The sequence below is a fragment of the Cytobacillus sp. EB106-05-05-XG126 genome (assembly GCF_058791715.1).
Genome location: NZ_JBYTDU010000010.1, coordinates 47,798 through 69,754, shown reverse-complemented (window position 1 = coordinate 69,754; position 21,957 = coordinate 47,798). Strand labels below are relative to the sequence as shown.

The 21,957-nt window shown below is 44.6% G+C and carries 21 protein-coding genes; 16 read left to right on the top strand and 5 right to left on the bottom strand.

Annotated elements, in window-relative coordinates:
* The first annotated feature begins 15 nt into the window (after positions 1–15).
* Positions 16–3,102: an efflux RND transporter permease subunit gene (locus tag AC3WTL_RS20310; RefSeq protein ID WP_492369936.1), complete on the top strand. Its 3,087-nt coding sequence runs from the start codon at positions 16–18 to the stop codon at positions 3,100–3,102.
* 155 nt (positions 3,103–3,257) lie between these two features.
* On the opposite strand, the gene AC3WTL_RS20305 is transcribed toward AC3WTL_RS20310, so the two are convergent.
* Positions 3,258–4,481, bottom strand: a complete 1,224-nt coding sequence (locus AC3WTL_RS20305; RefSeq protein ID WP_492369935.1) for an MFS transporter — start codon at positions 4,479–4,481, stop codon at positions 3,258–3,260.
* Positions 4,482–4,662: 181 nt separating this feature from the next.
* On the opposite strand from AC3WTL_RS20305, the gene AC3WTL_RS20300 reads away from it, so the two are divergent.
* Both AC3WTL_RS20300 and AC3WTL_RS20295 read left to right on the top strand, forming a co-directional pair.
* The gene (locus tag AC3WTL_RS20300) at positions 4,663–5,226 is read left to right on the top strand and encodes a hypothetical protein (protein ID WP_248346543.1); all 564 of its coding nucleotides are present in this window, start codon (positions 4,663–4,665) and stop codon (positions 5,224–5,226) included.
* Between the two features lie 65 nt (positions 5,227–5,291).
* On the top strand, positions 5,292–5,426 hold the full coding sequence (locus AC3WTL_RS20295; protein ID WP_115596637.1) for a BA3454 family stress response protein: 135 nt from the start codon (positions 5,292–5,294) through the stop codon (positions 5,424–5,426).
* Between the two features lie 50 nt (positions 5,427–5,476).
* Here AC3WTL_RS20295 and AC3WTL_RS20290 read toward each other — a convergent pair whose 3' ends face one another.
* Positions 5,477–6,172, bottom strand: a complete 696-nt coding sequence (locus AC3WTL_RS20290; RefSeq protein WP_197249081.1) for a hypothetical protein — start codon at positions 6,170–6,172, stop codon at positions 5,477–5,479.
* A gap of 164 nt (positions 6,173–6,336) precedes the next feature.
* Positions 6,337–7,101, bottom strand: a complete 765-nt coding sequence (locus AC3WTL_RS20285) for a general stress protein (protein ID WP_163144686.1) — start codon at positions 7,099–7,101, stop codon at positions 6,337–6,339.
* 179 nt (positions 7,102–7,280) lie between these two features.
* Between AC3WTL_RS20285 and AC3WTL_RS20280 the strand changes: the two genes are divergently transcribed.
* The 12 genes from AC3WTL_RS20280 to AC3WTL_RS20225 all read left to right on the top strand — a co-directional run bounded on the left by AC3WTL_RS20280 (position 7,281) and on the right by AC3WTL_RS20225 (position 20,000).
* Positions 7,281–8,471, top strand: a complete 1,191-nt coding sequence (locus tag AC3WTL_RS20280) for an alanyl-tRNA editing protein (RefSeq protein ID WP_492369934.1) — start codon at positions 7,281–7,283, stop codon at positions 8,469–8,471.
* Between the two features lie 178 nt (positions 8,472–8,649).
* Positions 8,650–8,967 carry a DUF3870 domain-containing protein gene (locus AC3WTL_RS20275; RefSeq protein ID WP_048008723.1) on the top strand — a complete coding sequence of 106 codons (318 nt, stop codon included), beginning with the start codon at positions 8,650–8,652 and terminating at the stop codon, positions 8,965–8,967.
* A 406-nt stretch (positions 8,968–9,373) separates the two neighbouring features.
* Positions 9,374–10,198, top strand: a complete 825-nt coding sequence (gene dppA / locus AC3WTL_RS20270) for a D-aminopeptidase DppA (RefSeq protein WP_248346542.1) — start codon at positions 9,374–9,376, stop codon at positions 10,196–10,198.
* Positions 10,199–10,211: 13 nt separating this feature from the next.
* Positions 10,212–11,144, top strand: a complete 933-nt coding sequence (locus AC3WTL_RS20265) for an ABC transporter permease (RefSeq protein WP_048008726.1) — start codon at positions 10,212–10,214, stop codon at positions 11,142–11,144.
* A complete protein-coding gene (locus tag AC3WTL_RS20260; RefSeq protein WP_048008727.1) occupies positions 11,144–12,100 on the top strand; it encodes an ABC transporter permease in 957 nt (318 codons plus the stop codon). Before AC3WTL_RS20265 ends, AC3WTL_RS20260 begins: the two co-directional genes overlap by 1 nt.
* 4 nt (positions 12,101–12,104) lie before the next feature.
* Positions 12,105–13,103: an ABC transporter ATP-binding protein gene (locus AC3WTL_RS20255; RefSeq protein ID WP_248346541.1), complete on the top strand. Its 999-nt coding sequence runs from the start codon at positions 12,105–12,107 to the stop codon at positions 13,101–13,103.
* Positions 13,104–13,212: 109 nt separating this feature from the next.
* Positions 13,213–14,841, top strand: coding sequence for a peptide ABC transporter substrate-binding protein (locus AC3WTL_RS20250; RefSeq protein ID WP_248346540.1), 1,629 nt, complete (start codon positions 13,213–13,215; stop codon positions 14,839–14,841).
* 363 nt (positions 14,842–15,204) lie between these two features.
* A complete protein-coding gene (locus AC3WTL_RS20245) occupies positions 15,205–16,125 on the top strand; it encodes a S66 peptidase family protein (RefSeq protein ID WP_263599128.1) in 921 nt (306 codons plus the stop codon).
* A gap of 13 nt (positions 16,126–16,138) precedes the next feature.
* Positions 16,139–17,245, top strand: coding sequence for a dipeptide epimerase (locus tag AC3WTL_RS20240; protein WP_035331882.1), 1,107 nt, complete (start codon positions 16,139–16,141; stop codon positions 17,243–17,245).
* Between the two features lie 25 nt (positions 17,246–17,270).
* Complete coding sequence (locus AC3WTL_RS20235; protein WP_252220588.1) at positions 17,271–18,200, top strand: C40 family peptidase; 930 nt, start codon at positions 17,271–17,273, stop codon at positions 18,198–18,200.
* Between the two features lie 2 nt (positions 18,201–18,202).
* Positions 18,203–19,213 (top strand): ABC transporter ATP-binding protein, encoded by a 1,011-nt coding sequence (locus AC3WTL_RS20230; RefSeq protein ID WP_035331870.1) that lies wholly within the window; start codon positions 18,203–18,205, stop codon positions 19,211–19,213.
* 1 nt (position 19,214) lies between these two features.
* Complete coding sequence (locus AC3WTL_RS20225; RefSeq protein ID WP_252220590.1) at positions 19,215–20,000, top strand: serine hydrolase; 786 nt, start codon at positions 19,215–19,217, stop codon at positions 19,998–20,000.
* A gap of 65 nt (positions 20,001–20,065) precedes the next feature.
* Here the strand turns inward: AC3WTL_RS20225 and AC3WTL_RS20220 are convergent, their stop codons facing one another.
* The gene (locus tag AC3WTL_RS20220; protein ID WP_048008734.1) at positions 20,066–20,791 is read right to left on the bottom strand and encodes a YqcI/YcgG family protein; all 726 of its coding nucleotides are present in this window, start codon (positions 20,789–20,791) and stop codon (positions 20,066–20,068) included.
* Between the two features lie 106 nt (positions 20,792–20,897).
* Positions 20,898–21,317 (bottom strand): DUF4395 domain-containing protein, encoded by a 420-nt coding sequence (locus tag AC3WTL_RS20215; RefSeq protein WP_252220592.1) that lies wholly within the window; start codon positions 21,315–21,317, stop codon positions 20,898–20,900.
* A 52-nt stretch (positions 21,318–21,369) separates the two neighbouring features.
* On the opposite strand from AC3WTL_RS20215, the gene AC3WTL_RS20210 reads away from it, so the two are divergent.
* On the top strand, positions 21,370–21,957 hold a 588-nt coding region (locus AC3WTL_RS20210; protein ID WP_492369933.1), incomplete at its 3' end, for a hypothetical protein.

Genomic DNA, 21,957 nt, shown 5'->3' with positions numbered 1-21,957 from the left:
AGGGTAGGTGCACAAGTGAAAGGGTTAGTGAATTTTGTCCTGCAGAATAAACTTGCAGTCTGGCTGTTAACAATTATTATCACGGTATCTGGCATTTATTCAGGTACACGGATGAATATGGAGACTATTCCGGATGTCTCAATTCCTTACTTAATGGTGATGGACGTATATCCGGGGGCAACTCCTGAAAAAGTGATGGATGATGTGTCCATCCCAATCGAAAAAGCCGTCGAAGGTCTTGAAGACGTTAAATCTGTTTACTCAAATTCATATTCTAACATGTCGAATATCCAAGTGGAATATGAATATGGTATTGATATGGACGAAGCCAAGCGTGCTCTTCAATCGGCTCTGGATGCAGTGGAGCTGCCGGAAGGAGCACAGGAACCGACCATTACGGCCATTAGCATGAACATGATGCCGGTTGCTGCGCTGAGTGTAAGCAGTAAATCAGAGGATATCGTTGAGTTAACTTCAACGGTAGAAGATATCATACTGCCAAAACTTGAAAAAATTGATGGTGTAGCATCAGCGACCATCACGGGCCAGCATGTGGAAGAAGTGCAGCTCACATACAACGAAGAAAAATTGGCTGAGCTTGAGCTCACCGAAGATAAAGTAAAGGAAATGATTCAGGCAAGCAACATGGCTGTATCATTGGGACTTTACGAATTTGAAGAAGGTGAGCAGGCTGTCGCAGTGGACGGCAAGTTCATGACCGAGGATGAATTAAAGAACATGCTCATCCCGGTAACACCAACCGAACAAAACCAGTCACCTTTTGTAAAGCTGAGTGACATTGCCGAGATTGATACGGTCGGCAGAGTGCAATCTGTATCCCGTACAAATGGTGATGATGCCATTGCCATTCAAATCGTCAAAGAACAGCAGGCTAACACCGTTGAAGTGGTCAACAATGTCAAAGAATTAATCAAGGAAGAAAAGGAAAAGATTGATGGCCTTGTCATAGATCTTTCACTTGACCAGGGTAAGCCGATTGAAGACTCCGTTTCAACTATGATTGAAAAGGCTGTGTTCGGCGGGCTGATCGCAGTCTTGATTATTTTGCTGTTCCTGCGTGATTTTAAATCAACGATCATCTCAATCGTATCGATTCCAGTTTCGATTTTTATGGCGCTCCTATTGCTTCACTGGATGGATATTACGCTGAACATCATGACATTGGGAGCCGTTACGGTTGCCATTGGCCGTGTTATTGATGACTCAATTGTAGTCGTTGAAAATATTTACCGCCGCCTTCATCTGAAGGAAGAAAAACTGACAGGGCGCGCACTTATTCGAGAAGCTACGATTGAAATGTTCAAGCCAATCCTCTCCTCGACATTGGTAACCGTTGCTGTATTCGCGCCGCTCATTTTTGTCGGAGGAATGGTTGGCGAGCTGTTTACGCCATTCGCTTTGACTATGACTTTTGCGCTTGGTGCTTCACTTCTTGTAGCGATTACCATTGTTCCGGCATTATCACATTTCTTGTTCAAAAAGAAATTATATAGTGAAAAAACGGAAGGCAGCCACAAAGAAGCTGGAAAGCTATCAAAGTGGTATAAAGGCGTACTTGAGAAGTCTCTTAATCATAAGATTATTACTTCCATCATTGCAGTTGTCCTGCTGGCAGGAAGCTTAGCACTGACACCAATGATTGGATTCAGTTTTATGGGCAGTGAAGAAGAAAAAGTGATGTACTTAACGTACACACCTGAAGCTGGAGAACTGAAAGAAGAAACATTAAAGAACGTTGAAGCAGTAGAAGAAAAAATGCTTAAACGTGATGATATTGACATTGTTCAAATATCTGTAACCGAAGAAGCGGACCAAATGGCTGCCATGATGGGCGGAGGTGCAGGCGGAGCTTTAATGTACCTGATCTTTGATCCTGAAATGGATAATTTCCCGGAAGTCCGTGAAGAAATAGAAGATTATGTGTTTAATATCGGACAATCTGGTGAGTGGAAGAGCCAGAGCTTCACATCTATGTCCGGTTCAACCAATGACGTCAGCTACACATTCTACAGTGAAGATTTAGATAAACTGAATGAAGCTGTCAAAATAGTCGAAGACGTGATGAAGGAAAATAAAGAATTGGAGGATGTTTCATCAAGTGCAGAAGATGCCTTTGTTGAATATACCTTCAATGTGGAGCAGGATGAACTGCTGCAGTACGGTCTGACAGCAGGTCAAATTGTTATGATGCTGAATCCTTCAAACACCAAGGATGTACTGACAACGATTGAAAAAGATGGTGAGACCCTTGAAGTCATCGTCCAGCAGGAGCAGGCGGAACAGCCGAAATCCATTAATGATATTCTGGAGACTCAAGTGCCGACAGCAATGGGTACAACGATGCCTCTTTCTGAGCTGGTCACAGTGGAAGAGGGTACAACACATAACACGCTTGCCCGCAGTAAAGGCGAGTACTACGCAACCGTAACAGGCAAGGTAAAAGGCGATGACATCTCAAAGGCTACTTCTGCAGCAGATGAAGCGATTGATAAATTGGATCTGCCGAAAGGTGTAACAGTCGGTGTAGCCGGCGTTCAGGCGGATATGAATGAGACATTCACACAGCTGGGCGCTGCGATGCTTGCTGCAATCGCGATTGTGTACTTTATTCTGGTTGTCACATTCCGTGAAGGAGTGGCGCCATTTGCGATCCTCTTCTCCCTTCCATTTGCTGTGATTGGTTCGTTTGTTGGCTTATTAATTGCCGGTGAAACCATTTCTGTATCGGTCATGATGGGAATGCTAATGCTAATTGGTATTGTCGTAACCAATGCCATCGTGCTGGTGGACCGGATCATCCATATGGAACGTGACGGCCTGGTCATGAGGGAAGCCGTGCTGGAAGCGGGAGCAACCCGCCTTCGCCCTATCCTGATGACAGCCATTGCAACAATTGGCGCATTAATTCCACTGGCCATCGGATCCGGCGGCGGTGGAGGGCTTATTTCCAAAGGCCTTGCGATTACCGTTATCGGCGGTCTGGCAAGCTCGACACTATTGACCCTGATCATTGTGCCGATTGTGTACGAAGTATTATCGAAGATGTTTAAGAAAAACCGCAGAGAAATCGAAGAAAACTAAAAGGAAGCCCTGCAGGATAGATGATTGCCTGCAGGGCTTTTCTCTTTAAAAGGTAAGAAAGTATAAAATTTTGAACGTCGATAACTGTCTAGCTCCAGCGCCTACCCCCTCGAGGAGTCGGGGGTGGGCAAGGCGCTTGCGCTTTTCTTATTCAACTAAATTCCCCTGATAAACTCCCTCTTTTCTTTTACAAGATCGACTCTTGCAAATAAAAGTGCATACATAACAGCAAAGATAAGATAGGCCAGGCCGATGATCAGGCTAAGGGTCCTTGGAGCAAATATCTCCAGCAGGAATCCTGCTGTACCCATGGAGACAGCCAGGGAAAGGTTTGAGATCATCTCCATTAAACCAAAAAAAGTTCCCTGCCTGGACCGGGGGATGAACTTCATCATAACGGTATCCAGGCAGATGTTGCCGATTCCACCCGCAAAGGTGATCAGCACGACAGTGAAAAGAGCAGCATAAAAGCTGGGCGCAAGACTTAGTAAAATATGGCCGGTGCCTTCTAATGCGATAAAGATGATCGCAAGCACCAGGAGGCTGCGTTTCATCATATGGGAAAAAAAGGAGCTTAAAATAAGGCCAATCCCCAATGCGCCATACATAAATCCAACACCCAATTCACCCATATCAAAAACTTCAAGTCCATATATGCTGACAAGAATATTGTCTATGCCATTGGCGAGCGGCATGGTCAGCATCATGATAAAAAAGGCAATCATGACGGAAGAGCCAAGAATGAGTTTCCCTGGTGAAATGGCTGCAGATGTCCTCGACTTCCTTCTATTCTCCTCAGAAACTGAGGGGAAAACCATCCTGGAGATGAAATATGCTGATAACAGAAAGGTAAGGCCGTTAATCATGAAAGCAGCATGGTTTCCGAGAAAGTAGGAGAGGATCCCGCCGGTGCTTGATCCAATAATGAGGACGGCACCAATCATAATTTGTTCTATCGCATTCACATATATAAGCCTATCTGATTTTACAAGGGCAGGTATCGCAGACATTCTGGCCGGTGAATAGATGGCGTCGCCCATTGAAATCAGGAATGCACTTGTATAAACAATCCATAGATCCCCGGGTTCTCTTACGAAAAGAAGGCAGAGGACCGCCGGCACTCTCAATAAGTCCACTGTCACCAGAATGGCCTTCTTGGAAAAGCGGTCTGCGAGCATGCCTCCTATTGGAGCAATGAAGAAAAAAGGTGCCATGCGGATTGCGAATAGTAGTCCGATTGCGACACCAGAGCCGGTTACACGGTAGAGCAGTGCGAGCAGTGCAACCTGTGTAAACCGATTTCCAATTCCATTAATGACACCCGCCCAAAAGAGCTTTTGATAATTCTTCTCCTGTTTCCATACAGTCCAATTTGTCATGTTAAGACACCTCAGTGAAAATTGATTCGATAATTATCTAATTTGATGGGAGAGGCAATTGATTAGATATACATCTAATTAGATTATATTCAAATTAGCTTGTTTACACAATCATAAATTTTTTCGATGATGAAACTTTATCCTGTTTCGACTCGTAAAGAAGATAAAGGAGGCGGGTGCGATGAAATTAATATTCGAGGTCGTATTTCTTTTCATTGTTATCTATTTCAGCTATCACTACATTACCCTCATAACCAAAATGAAGAAAACTGCCCTTATTCCTTCAGGTAAGATTGATCTGAGTGCAGTAAGGAAATTCCCGCAAAAAGCTTCGGATAGCCCTGTTATCTCCAAGAACAAACTGGGGCTGACTATGTATGCTGTCATGCTTGTATTTCTAATCGCTATGTTTATATTCGGTAAATATAATATGAAGTTCAGCTGGACCTATCTCTATCTTCTGTTCATCCCTTTAATCAATGCCAAAGATCTCCTGAATGTATTTGCCGTCTATGATGACGGCTTTATAAGCGGAAGCAGGTTTGTTCCATGGAAAAGCCTGAAATCCTTTCATTTCAAAAAAATAGACCTAAATCACAAATACTATGGATTTTCTTCGGAAGTAAATGAGGGCTACGAACTTATCCTTAAAACAAAAATGTCCAGCCATAGCCTGGTTGTAACGGAACTGGAAATGAAGGAAAAGCTGGTTCGTGTGTTGGAAGAGAAGGCGAAAACGACATAGAGAAGTTTTAAAACGTCCTTTTGTTGGTATTTATATAATAAAACATCAGGAAAGGATTAAGAGAAATGAAAGAAATTACAGTAACTGTTGACTATGAAGGCTTAAAATATCAAACAAATATTATTACCAATAAAGAAGCCGGCGAAGAGGAAATAATAAAGCAGGCAGAAGATCAGATCAGGAAACAGCTGAATAACTAAGTGAAAATGAACCCCCTTAATCTGAAAAGATAAGGGGGTGAACTATGGGTTCAGCGGAGTTTTTGATTTAGTTTTTGCTGAAGCATTTCTATTTTATTTGGCAGGACAAACAAGTATTCTATTAAACTCTCCAAGAGCTCCATCAGCAGAGCGGCCATTTCCTGATCAATATCCTTTTCAAGATCAAGCATCTCGTAAAAGGGGCTGCCAGGCTGTGCCAGCTGGCTTAATGACTGGAGGGGCTTTGCTAAATCAACATGCTTTGGCAGCTGTTCAAACTGCTTTGACAGGTTTTGCCCCTTGACCTCTTCACCGAGAAAGTTTTTTAAAATGCTTTCAAGAACCCGCTTGGACATCACAGCTGTTGCCACCGTATCTCTGGAATAGCTGACATTTAACGCTGATTTGTAGGCTCGGGTGAGGTCTCCCGGCACTTCCTTTATTTTCTCCAGCTGAGTCAGGAGCTCCTTTGCTGAATTAGGATCATAGATGTAGAGAATTGTCTCGTCGCTGGATTGGTCAGCTTGATTAAGAATCATGATAAATACCGATTCTTTTTTACAGGCAGAACAATTCCCATGGGAAAGAATGCTGGACTTGCTTGTATGATTATAATTTGCTTTAATCGTAAAATGGCTCGGTTTGCTGCATTTTGGGCACTCGCACTGGACACTTGATGGCAGCTTCCTATAACCAAATTGACTATGAGAAATAATTTGTGCCGGCAACACTCTTCTCACTATCATTTCCCCCCGCTAGATTACTATTTTTCCATTCCATTACAATTAAGTATAACTTTGAAAATCAGGAGGAAAAAGATGAAAAATATGGAATTTTCACACGATATAACTGCTGTGAATCTCTATATCAAAAAAAGAGCTACTCCCACATGGGAATAGCTCTTTTTCCATTATCCTTTATAAGGGTTATTACGGTTTTCCCTGACATTGTTAAAATCATACGCATCTCGATTGCGGGTGTCGACATCATCGTTATAGGCCGAAACCGTGCGGTCATTTGTGCTCAGATCTTCAGGGTTTCCGCTCAGCGGACGGTTTACATCCAGATTCTCATCAGTCCAAACACCGCTGCTGTTTCTGGTGTTATCCTTAAAAGCATTCGTTCCGCGATCAAGCTCGCCAGGGTTTAAAGGATCAGTGCTTGTGTACGTCGTCCGATCTCCATCTAAAACGGAACGGTCCGTATTTGTATAGTCATCAGTAAAGTCTGCAGACCTCGTATCAGGATCGACTAACACAAGGATTTTTCCTGATTTCACATCTGCTTCATAGCGATGTGCTTCTTCCTCTGGAATGCCCATGCCGATAAGTGCTCCGGCAATACCGCCCGCACCAGCACCAACAGCGGCTCCTGTTAATGTAGCAGCAATTGGTCCGGCTGCCACAATTGGCCCGATTCCAGGAATCGCCAATGCACCTACACCTGCCAGAAGACCTGTTAATCCTCCCAGAACACCGCCAGTAGCCGCTCCGGCAGCTAATCCCTCTTCCGTTTTTGTGCCTGTTTCTTCTGTTACGGCATCCACATCGTCTTTGTTTTTGCTGATTACGGAAATATCTTCAGGGCGGTATCCTTCCGCTCTTAATTTTTCAACCGCTTGAATAGCTTCCTGCTCTGTATCGTATGCACCTACAACATGCTTGTTTGTTGCCATGTTCATCATCCTCCTTAATAATTTTTGTTTATCTATTGGTGTACATACCTTTTTCATTACGCTCATAAACCGAGTGGATAAAATTACTAATAATTTTCCCTTGACTGATAGCTGGCTTGACCTGTAACTGCATAATCGGTAGTTTTAAAATAGAACAGGAACAAGGAAGGTTGATCTCTATGAAAAAACTTTATTATGAAAACCCATATATCAAAACATTTGAAACAGAACTTGTATATCAGGCGGCAGACGACAAAGAAAGGGTATATGCTGTCCTGGAAGAAACGGCCTTTTATCCGACTGGTGGAGGACAGCCTCATGATAAGGGGACACTCAATGGCATAAAAGTGGTGGATGTCGAAGAAGCGGAAGGTGAAATCCGTCATTATTTAGAAAGAGAATTGGAGCCTTCTATTTCCGGAATATCAGGAGAAATCGACTGGAACAGACGGTTTGACCATATGCAGCAGCATGCAGGCCAGCATATATTATCGGCTGCATTTGAAGAGCTTTACGGCTATAAAACAGTCAGCTTTCATTTAGGCAAAGAAATATTAACTATTGACTTGGAAATTAGTGAATTGCCTGTCGGGCATGCAGAGGAAGCGGAGAGGCTGGCTAATGCCATCATTCTTGAAAATCGTCCGATTGAAGCCAGGTGGGTGAGTGCAGAGGAAGCTTCCCAATTCCCGCTCCGTAAGCAGCTGTCTGTCAGCGAAGATATCCGGCTTGTGATCATTCCGAAGTTTGATTATAACGGATGCGGCGGAACACACCCAACATCAACCGGCCAGGTTGCCGGTGTAAAAATATTGGACTGGGAGCGCCAAAAAAAGAAAATCCGCGTACAATTTATCTGTGGCAGCCGGATTCTCACGCAGCTTCAGACGAAACATGAAATTACCGGGAATCTGAGTCAGCTTCTAAATGCACCAGAGCAGGACCTCCCTTCAGCGGCCAGCCGCCTGATTGAAAATGGAAAGGACCTGGAGAAGCAGCTGGAAGCAGCAAAGGAAGCCCTGTTAGCTTATGAAGCTAAAGAAATGTTCACAGCCGGAAAGGAGAAGTGCATCAGCAAGGTCTTTGAGGGTCGATCCATCCAGGAGCTGCAGAAACTGGCACGCTTAATCGCCTCCCAAACTGAAAATGCCGATGTTATCCTAATCAATGAAACAGCCGATAAACTTCAATTTGTCTGTGCCAGGGGAACAGATTCTGAATCTGATATGAAGAGCCTTTCAGCAGAACTTCTGCAGAAGATTAGCGGCAAAGGCGGCGGGAATCCTCAATTTGCACAGGGTGGGGGAGACAAGCTCATGAGCGGGGAGGACCTGCTGGAATATGCAATGAGACTTGCAGGCCACAAGTAATTGAATCCGTATGTAATGGACAGATTCAATTGATAAAATATTTAGAAAAGTATTGAAAAATGATTGTAATACAGCTTCTGTTGTATTACAATTTTGGTACGGGCCATGCATTATAATGAATGTTTATGATAACCTCATAAACGCCTCATATAATATCCGGTCTGCAGGAGGCAAGTTCATGTACAGACAAAATACCGTCTATATCATCGGAGACAGCAAAACATCACTGAACAATCCGATTATGCAAAAATATAATGGCTTCTTCATCGGTCTTGTGATCGACAGGGAAACAGATGAAATTGTAGATGCCGAATGTTCATCTACCATTAATTTAACCTCATTATTTATTAAATCGATATTTGTCGGCAAATCCATACTGGAAGCAGACAAGGTAATGGAAGAAATCGAAAGCCGCTATTTCGGCTCCTCGCAAAAGGCCCTGATCGTTGCCTTTAAAAACGCCCATATAAAATATACACAAATTATGAATAAATAAAGCTGCTTTTTCTGTTTTCCGCAGATGAAATCCAGCTATCAGAGAACATCTCCGATAGCTGGATTTTTTGCATTTAGCATTTAATTACTGAGTTGATTGTAGCGGAAGGTGCGAGATCCTCGAAAAAGCATTCGCATTTTCTTCGTGCGGTGTTTACTCAAGGAAGCTGATTCAACGTCCTGCGGGAGTAGCGGGACAGGTGAGACCCCGCAGACGCGCAGCAACGAGGAGGCTCACCGCCTGCCCCGCGGTTTGCTGAGCATCCTGGAGCGGAAATCAACGGGCAACATTGATAGGCTAATAACAATTTTAAAGGAAAATAAATTGCTGATTGAATTTACAGAAAATATCAAAATAATATACAATATAGAAAACTATAATAATATAATATTTTGGGGGATTTTAAATGAAGCTTTATTTATCAGTTGATATGGAGGGAATTACGGGTCTGGCTGATCATACTCATGTTGGATCATCTAAGCACAATTATGAACGCAGCAGGGTGCTTATGACTGATGAGGCAAACCATGTGGTGACAGCTGCCTTTGAAGAAGGATGCAGTGAGGTGATTGTCAATGACAGCCACTCCAAAATGAACAACCTGCTTATTGAAAGAATGCACCCTGAGACACAGCTGATTACGGGTGATGTTAAGCCATATTCAATGGTTCAGGGCCTGGATTCAAGCTTCAGCGGTGCCATTTTTGTTGGATATCATGCACGTGCTTCCATGAAAGGTGTTATGTCCCACTCTATGATTTTCGGTGTAAGACATATGTACATCAATGATCATGCCATTGGAGAAATGGGATTCAATGCTTATGTGGCTGGCTATCATGGTGTGCCGATTCTAATGGTGGCCGGAGATGACCAGGCTGCATTGGAAGCAGAGAAATTAATCCCGAATGTGACAACAGCTGTTGTAAAAGAGACGATATCACGATCTGCTGTGAAATCGCTTACTCCCGCGAAAGCCGGCCAGCTTTTAAGAGAAAAAGCGTCAGAGGCGCTTAGCAAAAAGGAGCTTGTCAAGCCGCTTGTGCCGCCGGAAAATCCTGTATTGAAAATTGAATTTGCCAACTATGGCCAGGCTGAGTGGGCTGCTCTGATGCCTGGTGCAGAGATAGAAGAAAATACAACCATTGTCCGCTATCAGGCTAAAGATATCCTGGAAGCATACCAGGCTATGCTCGTAATGACTGAGCTGGCCATGAGAACTACATTTTGTTAGGAAGTGTTAATGAATGACTGGATACATAATAAAACGCCTCATCGCAATGGTCGTCACACTTTGGTTCATTATCACTCTGACGTTTTTCTTAATGCACTCCATACCAGGGTCGCCTTTTAATGAAGAAAGAAACACCAGCGAAGCGGTCCAGCGGAATATGGAGAAATTCTATCATTTGGACGAACCGCTGTATGTCCAATATGGGATGTACTTGAAATCAGTTGCAACATTTGACTTTGGACCATCTATTAAAAAGTCCTCCCAGACGGTTAATGAAATGCTGGGACGGGGGTTTCCGGTGTCGTTTGAACTGGGAATCGTCACTTTGATTGTGGCTGTTTTCTCAGGGATTGCCCTCGGAATCATAGCAGCTCTCCGGCACAATGGCTTTATTGACTATTTAGCGATGACCATTGCAGTGCTGGGAATATCAGTGCCGAACTTTGTGCTTGCCACACTATTAATTCAGCAGCTTGCTGTCAATCTGGCAATCCTCCCGGTGGCTACCTGGTCAAGCCCAAAGCATATGATTCTGCCGACTCTGGCGCTTGCGACAGGACCCATGGCGATCATCGCCCGTCTGACACGTTCAAGCATGCTGGAAGTTCTGACACAGGATTACATCAAGACGGCCAAGGCTAAAGGCCTGTCACCGGTGAAAATTGTTTTTAAACATGCACTGAGAAATGCCCTTCTGCCTGTTGTAACCGTATTGGGGTCGCTTGCTGCAAGCATTTTGACAGGAACCTTTGTCATTGAAAAAATATTTGCCATTCCCGGAATGGGAAAGTATTTCGTAGAAAGCATCAATACACGTGATTATCCCGTCATCATGGGAACCACCGTTTTTTACAGCTCCATTTTGATTATTATGCTGTTCCTGGTGGACATTGCATACGGAGTTCTAGACCCGAGAATTAAGCTTCACAAAAAGGAGGCGAGCTAATGGAACTGCGCAAACAGCACGATAACCGCAACCTGGCACCCGATATTCCGGATGATTGGTTTGTCCCAAAGGCCAAAGACGAGGATGCAGCGGAAGCAGTTGTAAGGCCAAGCCTTTCTTATTGGCAGGATGCATGGCGCCGGCTTTTGAAAAACAAATTGGCAATGGCAGGGCTATTCTTTCTTATTGCTTTAGCCTTTATGGCTATATTCGGCCCGATGATTTCCCCGCATGATGTATCCCAGCAGTCATTGGCTAATCAGAATCTTCCGCCGTCTTCAAAATATTGGTTCGGAACAGATGAATTAGGCCGGGATGTTTTCGCAAGAACATGGTACGGAGCAAGGATCTCCTTATTCGTTGGAATCGTGGCAGCCATGATTGATTTTGCAATCGGAGTCATTTACGGCGGTATTGCCGGCTATAAAGGCGGCAGAACAGATAATGCCATGATGAGGGTAGTGGAAATTCTGTATGGACTCCCATATTTGCTCGTTGTTATTTTAATCAGTGTTGTAATGGGACCTGGTTTGTTCACCATTATATTCGCCCTTTCCGTAACGGGGTGGGTCGGGATGGCCCGGATTGTCCGCGGACAGGTTCTGCAGATCAAGAACTATGAATTTGTACTGGCATCAAAGACTTTCGGAACAAAAACATCGAGGATTATAAAGAAGAACCTGCTGCCGAACACGATGGGCCCTATCATTGTACAGATGACATTAACAGTGCCATCGGCCATCTTTGCAGAGGCGTTCCTGAGCTTTCTGGGATTAGGCATTCAGCCGCCTTTTGCCAGCTGGGGCTCCATGGCTAATGATGGGCTGTCTACGATTCTATCAGGTCACTGGTGGCGCCTGTTCTTCCCTGCTTTTTTCATCTCCCTGACCATGTTTTCATTTAATGTGCTTGGAGACGGATTGCAGGATGCCCTCGATCCGAAGTTAAGGAGGTAGCAGCATGGAGAAAGTACTGGAAGTAAAAGACCTGCATGTCACATTTACCACTTATGGCGGGGAAGTCCAGGCTGTAAGGGGTGTATCATTTGATCTCTTCAAGGGGGAAACCCTGGCGATTGTCGGTGAATCAGGCTGCGGTAAGAGTGTAACGTCCCAGAGCATCATGCGGCTGATTCCATCCCCTCCAGGGAGAATAGCAGATGGCTCTGTCCTCTTTAAAGGGAAGGACCTGACAAAGCTAAAGGAATCCGAAATGCGGGACATCCGCGGCGCAGACATTTCGATGATCTTTCAGGATCCTATGACGGCTTTAAACCCTACGATTACCATTGGAGAGCAAATTATAGAAGGAATTATGCAGCATGAAACCATTTCTCGGCAGGATGCCCGTAAAAAGGCGCTGGAAATGCTGAATTTAGTTGGAATACCAAATCCATCCGAAAGATTAAAGCATTATCCGCACCAATTCAGCGGCGGGATGAGGCAGCGGATTGTGATTGCCATGGCCCTTGTCTGTGAGCCGGAAGTGCTGATTGCCGATGAACCCACTACAGCACTGGATGTAACGATCCAAGCGCAAATATTGGATTTATTTAAAGATATCCAGAAGAAAACTGGAGTATCCATCATAATCATTACCCATGACCTGGGGGTTGTCGCTCAAGTAGCAGACCGCATCGCTGTCATGTATGCAGGAAAAATAGTGGAGGCCGGAGAACGAAGGGAAATCTTCTATAATCCCCAGCATCCCTATACAAAGGGCCTGCTGAATTCTGTTCCGCGCCTTGACTTGGATGGAGCTGATCTTATTCCTATAGGCGGATCCCCGCCGGATTTATTCGCTCCGCCGGCAGGATGCCCATTTGCTGCCCGCTGCGAATATGCAATGGAGGTATGTGACCGGGTTTATCCCTATAAAACGCATTTAAGCCGGGATCATCATGTGGACTGCTGGCTCCAGGATGAGCGGGCACAGAAAATGCTTGCAGGTGTAAAGTAGGTACTTCCTTTCGCAGTGCCGGCCCGGTACGGCGAAAGTTATGATTCTATCAGCTGTCAGACAGGCATTCTGGTAGATAAAGAAATATATTTTAAGAGGGGGAAAAGGAATGAAAAAGTTTTTATCGCTGCTGCTTGCAGGTGTGTTGCTATTTGTTATGGCAGCCTGTACGGCAAATGAAGATGCAGGCAAAGAAACAGACAGCAAGGATGATGGCAAGAAAGAAGAAGAAAGTGCGGAAAAAGTGCTTTATTTGAACAATGGCCAGGAGCCGACTTCGTTTGACCCTCCAATCGGCTTTGACTCTGTTTCCTGGAGTGCGCTGAACAACTTAATGGAAGGTTTGACACGTCTGGGACAAAATCATGAGCCGGAAGCAGCCATTGCCGAAAAGTGGGATGTTTCTGAAGATGGAAAGACTTATACATTCCATATCCGCGAAGGCGCAAAATGGTCAAATGGCGATCCTGTAACAGCAGGTGATTTTGAATTTGCCTGGAAGCGTCTTTTAAATCCTGACACAGGTTCTTCAGCCGCTTTCCTCGGCTACTTCATTGAAGGCGGAGAAGCTTATAACAACGGGGAAGGATCAGCTGATGATGTAAAAGTAAAAGCAGTTGATGACAAAACATTTGAAGTGACTTTAGTTAGTCCGCAGGCTTATTTCTTAAGTGTAATCACCAACCCTGCATTTTTCCCGATTAATGAAAAAGTGGCAACAGAGAACCCTCAGTGGTTTGCTGAAGCAGAATCTTTTGTGGGCAACGGTCCTTTCAACCTGACAGAGTGGGAGCATGACAGCCACTTTGTAATGGAGAAAAACGATCAATACTGGGATGCTGATAATGTAAAACTGGAAAAAATTAATTGGGCAATCATTGATGATACCAATACAGAATACCAAATGTACCAAACCGGAGAGCTTGATGTATCGGCTGTTCCATCTGAGCTGAGCGAAAAGCTATTAGGCGAAGCAAAGGTTGAAGACCAGGCCGGTGATTATTTCTACCGATTTAACGTAAATATGGAGCCATTCCAGAATGAAAATATCCGTAAAGCTTTCGCAATGGCAGTGGACCAGAAGCAAATCGTTGACTTTGTAACAAAGAATGGAGAAAAGCCTGCATATGGATTTGTATCCTATGGATTTAAGGATGCTGATGGCAAGGACTTCCGTGAAACAGCAGGAGATCTTATCCAAACGAATCTGGAAGAAGCGAAATCCCTTCTTAAAAAAGGAATGGAAGAGGAAGGCTATGATACACTTCCTGAAGTTACATTAACGTACAGCACAAGTGATTCTCACAAAAAGATCGCAGAAGCTCTTCAGCAAATGTTCAAGGAAAACCTTGGCGTTGAAGTGAAGCTTGCCAACATGGAATGGAATGTATTCGCTGAAGAACAAAAAGCGCTTAAATTCCAATTATCCCGAAGCTCATTCCTTGCTGACTATGCTGACCCAATCAACTTCCTTGAAAACTTCCAGACAGGACATTCCATGAACCGCACTGGCTGGAGCAATGAGAAGTACGATCAGCTGATCAAAGATGCGAAGAATGAAGCAGATGAAGCAAAGCGCTTTGAGCTGATGTATGAAGCGGAAAAAATCTTATTCGAAGAAATGCCGATTATCCCTATCCATTTCTACAACCAGGTATATCTCTATAATGATGCTGTTTCAGGAATCGTCCGTCATCCGGTTGGATACCTGGAGCTTAAATGGGCAGATAAGAAGTAATACTTCTTCGGCTTGATGTGAAAGAGACAGGAAAAGGGGTGTTCGTGTGAACATCCCTTTTTTTCAGAAGTATATTTTTTTTGAAGAATAAGGATCTTTGAACTTTGATAACTGTCTAGCTCCGAGCGCCATCGGCTCGAGGTCTTAAGCCAATCACTTCTGAAGGCAAAAAACGCCTTCTGCCAGCGCTTGTCTTAAGCTTGTCGCCGATAAGCGGGCGCTCTGCGCTTTTCTAGTTTATTTCCCGAAAAATAATACATTTTCCCGAAATTTAGCTTATATCCTCGACAATTATTTCATTTCCCAAATAATGCTTTTGCTGCAGGAGCATATAATGCTATAAAACGAAAAGGATGTGACAGCATGGCAATCAAACCTCAGCGCCTGAAAAAAGGTGATGTGATTGGAATTATAGCACCGGCAAGCCCGCCTAATCAGGAGAACCTGAAACGATCCCTTTCTTTTTTGGAAGAGCTTGGTGTAAAGGTAAAGATGGGCGAGCATGTGACAGATCAATATGGTTACCTGGCCGGGAAGGATGAAGACCGTCTGGCTGATTTACATAACATGTTTGCGGATAAGGAAGTCAAAGCCATCATTTGTGCAGGCGGGGGCTATGGAACCGGGAGAATTGCGTCCCAAATCGACTACAGTCTGATAAAAGAAAATCCGAAAATTTTCTGGGGATACAGTGATATAACATTCCTGCACACAGCCATCCGCCAGGAGACAGGAATGGTCACCTTCCATGGGCCGATGCTCGCCTCTGATATTGGCAAAGAGGATGCGGACCCGCTATCCAAGCAATATTTTAACCAGTTATTTGAACCGGTCACGCTTGACTATCCAGAAGGAATTTCAGAATTGGAGACGATGGTGAAAGGGAGTGCCGCGGGTGTCTTAACGGGGGGGAATCTGTCTCTTATGGCCAGTACAGTCGGAACACCATTTGAAATTGATACAAAAGATAAACTTGTACTTATTGAAGACATTAACGAAGAGCCTCGTGCGGTCGACCGCATGCTAAACCAGCTGCATATGGCAGGGAAGCTTTCGGATGCGGAAGGCTTTATCATTGGGGACTTTAATAATTGTGTTCCGGAAAGAGAACTTTCCCTGGGACTGGATGAAGTTCTGGATACGTATATCAAAAGGGTGAATAAGCCTGCAGTTAAAGGCTTTCATATCGGCCATTGCTCTCCGCATATTTCTGTGCCATTAGGTGTAAGGGCAGAATTGGATGCAGCCGGTAAAAAGCTGACAATCGAAAGCGGAGTTAAGTAAAAGGGTGGTATAGATGAAAATAAACACGATCGAAACATTTAGAGCTGCGGTACCACTGAAAAAACCATTTAAAACAGCTTTGAGAACAGTTGAGACAGCTGAAACGCTTGTTGTAAAAGTAACTTGCGATAACGGGATAGCCGGGTGGGGAGAAGCACCTCCCACTGTGGTGATTACTGGAGACAGTCTTTCAAGCATAGAGTCAGCCATTCATCATGTTTTGAAGCCAATGCTGATCAATAAGAGTCTTCTAAACTATGAGGAGATATTCCAGGGGATTCAGTCCGCTTTAATAGGCAATTCGAGTGCAAAGGCGGCTGTGGATATGGCCTTATACGATTGTCTTGCACAGCAATGCAAACTGCCTCTTTACCAATTTTTAGGCGGACATAAAAATGAGGTGGAAACGGATTATACAGTAAGCGTCAATGGTCCGGAAGAAATGGGAGAAGATGCGGTTTCCTATGTTCAGCAAGGCTTCGATGTCCTTAAGGTAAAGGTCGGCAAGGATGATATTTTAACAGATATAGAGAGAATACGGGAAATCCGCACCCGGGTAGGATCGAAAATTAAAATCCGCCTGGATGCCAATCAGGGCTGGAAACCAAAGGATGCTATTTATGCCATCCGGAAAATGGAAGCACTGGACTTGAACATTGAGCTTGTCGAACAGCCGGTAAAGGCTTGGGATATAGAGGGGCTTAAGCAGGTTACAGATGCGGTTGATACACCGATTATGGCAGATGAGAGTGTCTTTACCCCGAAGCAGGCCTTTGAAGTCATTAAAACGCGAAGTGCTGACTTGATTAATATCAAGCTGATGAAGTCAGGCGGCATTTATCAGGCGCAGATCATTAATCAGCTCGCTGAAGTATGCGGGATGGAATGCATGGTAGGCAGCATGATTGAAACCAAGATTGGCATTACGGCCGCAGCCCATTTTGCAGCCAGCAAAAAGAATATAACCCGCTTTGATTTTGATGCCCCATTGATGATGGCAAAAGAAATTGTGGAAGGCGGAATCCGCTATTCCGGCCGCAAAATTACCCTGCCATCTGAACCTGGCCTGGGCATCAGGAATGTATCATTGGCAGTGAACAAGCAGGAATTGACATCCTGACAATTTTAAAAAGGAGGAATTCGGTTTGACAATTAAGCAGAAATGGCTGGTTTCGGTTCCTGCTGCTACCTTGTGGACAGCGAGCGATTCATCAAGAGAAATTGACTTTGAAGCCATCACTAACCCAGTTAATTTGGATGCCTGGCTTGAAAAGCTCACCTATGAGCCCCGGCTGGAGCTTTGCGACGGGAATCTTGTGCAATCACAAGTTCTGTACGGAGAAGAAGTGATTGTATTGGAGGAGAGAGATGGATGGGTACATGTTGTTGTCCCGAGCCAGCCCTCTTCAAAGGACGGGAGAGGGTATCCCGGCTGGCTGCCGAATGCCCAGCTGACTCAAAATGAAGATTGGAAGCTTGATAGTGAAAAGGCCGCTGTCATCCGGAACAAAAAAGCAACTCTCTATTCGACTGACAGAGAGCCGGAACTAATTCTAAGTTATCAAACTGTACTTCCGGTCTTACAAGAAGAAGCCGAGTGGATCCAGGTGCAGACACCTGGAGGAGAAGGATTCTTAAGATCTGCTGACGTAAAGGTCTTTGAATCAATCGATGCTATACGGAAAGGCAGCGGCAGAGACATCATTGCTGCGGGTGAACAATTTATAGGCCTTCCCTATCTATGGGGCGGCATGAGCAGCTATGGATATGACTGTTCAGGGTTCAGCTATTCCATGTGCAAAGCAAATGGAGTGATCATTCCCCGTGATGCCCATGATCAGGCGGAAGCAGGGAAGCCGGTCGAACTGGATGCCATTGAACCAGGGGACTTATTATTCTTTGCTTATGAAGAAGGGAAAGGCAAACTCCATCATGTAGGCATTTATTATGGTGATGGAAAGCTGCTTCATTCTCCAAATACCGGTAAAAGCATCGAAGTTATCGACTTGAAAGATACCATCTATGAAAAGGAACTATGTGCAGCTAGACGTTACTGGCAAGAGACGGGGGAATAAACATGGCAAAAGAAGCACTTTTACAGGTCAACAATCTCAAAAAGCATTTTTCAATGGGAAAAGGACAAACCCTGAAGGCTGTTGATGATGTCTCCTTCCATATCAAACAGGGAGAAACATTCGGGATTGTCGGTGAATCCGGATGCGGAAAATCAACTGCAGGGCGTACCATCATTGGTTTATATAACCGTACAGAAGGTGAAGTCCTTTATGACGGAAAAAATGTCCATAACATGACTGAAAAAGAGAGGTTTGCTTTTCACAGGAAGATGCAGATGATTTTTCAGGATCCGTATGCTTCCTTGAATCCGCGTTCTACCGTACAGGAGATTATTTCCGAGCCCATGGAGGTTCATGGGTTATATCCGAATAAGAGGGAGCGCCTCGAGCGGGTCTATCAGCTCCTGGAGGATGTAGGTCTTAACCGAGATCATGCCAACCGTTATCCGCATGAATTCAGCGGCGGACAGAGGCAAAGAATTGGAATTGCCCGTGCTTTGGCGCTGGATCCGGAATTCATTATTGCTGACGAGCCAATCTCAGCACTGGATGTATCGGTACAAGCCCAGGTGGTGAACCTGCTTAAGGGGCTCCAGAAGAAAAAAGGGCTGACCTACTTATTTATCGCCCATGATCTCTCGATGGTTAAGCATATCAGCGATAGAATCGGCGTTATGTACCTAGGGCATCTAGTGGAATTAACCACAAGCGAAAACTTATATAAAAATCCGCTTCATCCCTATACACAGGCCTTGCTGTCGGCGATTCCCATCCCTGACCCTGATGTCGAGGATAACCGGGAAAGAATCATTTTGGAAGGAGAGCTCCCAAGTCCAATGAATCCGCCAAGCGGCTGTGTATTCCGCACGCGCTGCCCTTATGCGATGGAGGCTTGTGCTTCCATGAAGCCTGAGTGGCAGGAGATTGAGAAGGATCACTTTGTGGCCTGCCATTTATATAATGAAAAAGTAACGGGCGACCATAACCGGCCTCAAGTAGCGGCTGCGAAATAAAATGGATTTTCATACTCTCAAAGCGGAAATTCTTACATTGGCCAGCTGCTGCGAAGGCCGAGTTGCCGTATATATTCATACTGAGGATGGTTTCATCGAAAAAGATGCCGATGCCATTTTCTCTTCAGCCAGCTTAATAAAGGTGCCGATTTTACTTGCAGGACTTTCACAGGCGGAGAAAGGGCTGCTTCAGCTTGAGGAGGAAGTGGAAGTTGCTTCTTCTGCCCGGGTTGGCGGATCGGGTGTATTGCAAGCTATGGCCAGAGATTTGAAGATCAAGGTGACAGACCTAATGACACTAATGATCATTGTGTCTGATAATACAGCGACTAATCTTATCATTGAGTTGCTCGGTATAGAGAAAATCAATCAGCTTTTCAAAGATATGGGGTTTAATAATACATCATTAAACAGAAAGATGATGGATTTTGATGCACTGAAAAACGGCATTGACAACACCACGACTGCCCGGGATATGGTGTATGGCATAAAGGCATTGACAGAGCAAAAGCTTTTATCAGGGAAGTATACTGAAAAAGCACTGTTTATATTGGAAAACCAGCAGTTTAAAAATAAACTTGCCAACACGATAGACGAGGAAAAAGTCATGGTTGCCAATAAAACAGGCGAACTTCCCGGCATAGAGCATGATTGCGCCATATTTACCCATAAAGGAAAAACAGTCTGCGCTGCTGTACTTGTGGATGGGCTCCAAAATCAAGCTGCCGGCAAAGAAGTACTGTCCGCAATCGGCAGCCGTATTAATCAATATATGACACACAAATAAGGAACCGCTCACTTAGAACGGTTCCTTATTTATTTGTGCAGTTTTTTTGCACCGAGACTGCCTGATTATTTATGATGAAAAGGGCATTTCCCTTCAATTGGCTTAACATCATCACCGATGAAGTATTGTTTCCACTCACGGTGTTCGGGATCGCCATAGTGGCTGATGTTTGGATGGGTAGGGAGGCCATCCCATTTTTCAACACGTTCCCTAACTTTTTCCCTGGACATGACGCCGCCTTTCGTGGTGCCTTCGAGACCTTCAAAAATGCGGCGCGGCTGGAATCCGAGCACAAGACTATTGCCTAGATCCCTCGTCTTTCTCTGCTTGTATGCAGGCGCATTGCCAAACACAAAGAATGGCTCCTCTGCAAAAGAAAACGCCCATAAATGATGGTCCGGATCTGTCGGGTAATCCTTCGGCCAAGGCTTTGTATCAACCTTATGCAAATACTGAAGGATATTCCAGAAATTCTCTCTGTAATGTTCAAGCGGCTTTTCATCTTTTTCCGGCTCCACAAATACAAACAGGCCATGGCGAATAAGCTTTGGTGCGTCAAAGAGCTCTATGAAAGATTCAAGAGCTTCCGGAAGATTAGACCAATCTTCCTTTGTAATATAGGCATATCTCAATTCACCGCGCATTTCGGCAGTCATTCCAAAATAGCACGGGAAGGTTTTATCTGTAACTGTATCATGAAATGTTTTATATTCTTGAATGACCCACTCAGGCACAATATCGGGGTTAGTCATATCTTCTTTTGTTAAAAGAAACTTACTGGCAGTTTTCATTTTTTCACCTCAGAATGATTTACTTATGAAATATGTACCCCTTAAAAAGTCCTTTGAAACTAGCTGGGTGAAAAAGGAAACGAAAAAGACAGCCGAGATGGCTGCCTTATGATTTTCGGTATTTATACTGGTTAAGCTGAAAGCGGATAAAACAGCCGATGCAAAATCCCAGAATGGCAATAAATGCTGAAAGAGCGACCATAGCTGTAAAAACATATCCTGCAGCTGTCCAGCCCAGCAGAAAGCTGAGCAGCCCAAGCGCCAGGCAGGCAACGGCAATCACCTGATTAAATTGCTGCTGCTCCCAGTCTTCGGGAATATACTCAGAAGGACTCTTTTTTAGAAAATGCCTTGCTGTACGCATAATCGGATTGTAGCCGAATAATAGGCCCATTGCACCTGCGAGCAGGGGAATGGCGAGAATCCAGGCTTCTCCGGTAATCCAAGATGCTAAAACACTTAATACGATTGACCATTGATTAGTTCTTACGAGCGGACGGGGAATCGAAACTGGTGTATTTGCCATTTGTATTCCGACCTTTCTCATTGGTTTTATTGGTATTAATAGTTTACTGAAGTTGTTTGATTTTGTGAAGAGAAAAAGCCTGGAAAATAAAAAGTACGATTCAACTTCGGACACAGAAAGGAGAAAAGAGCCAGTCAGAGTCAGAACCCACGCCAACTTCGGACACAGAAAGGATAAAAGAGCAGGCCAGAGTCAGAACCTGGTCCAACTTCGGACACAGAAAGCAGAAAGAGGAGCATCAGAGTCAGAACCCGCGCCAACTTCAGACACAGAAAGGAGAAAAGAGCCAGTTAGAGTCGGAACCCGGTCCAACTTCGGACACAGAAAGGATAAAAGAGCAGGCCAGAGTCGGAACCCTGGCCAACTTCAGACACAGAAAGGAGAAAAGAGCCAGTTAGGGTCGGAACCCGGGTCAACTTCGGACACAGAAAGGAGAAGAGAGCCAGTTAGAGTCGGAACCTGGGCCAACTTCGGACACAGAAAGGAGAAAAGAGCAGGCCAGAGTCGGAACCCGGGCCAAATTCGGACACAGAAAGGAGAAAAGAGCCAGTTAGAGTCGGGACTAGGGTCAACTTCGGACACAGAAAGGAGAAAAGAGCCAGTTAGAGTCGGAACTAGGGTCAACTTCGGACACAGAACG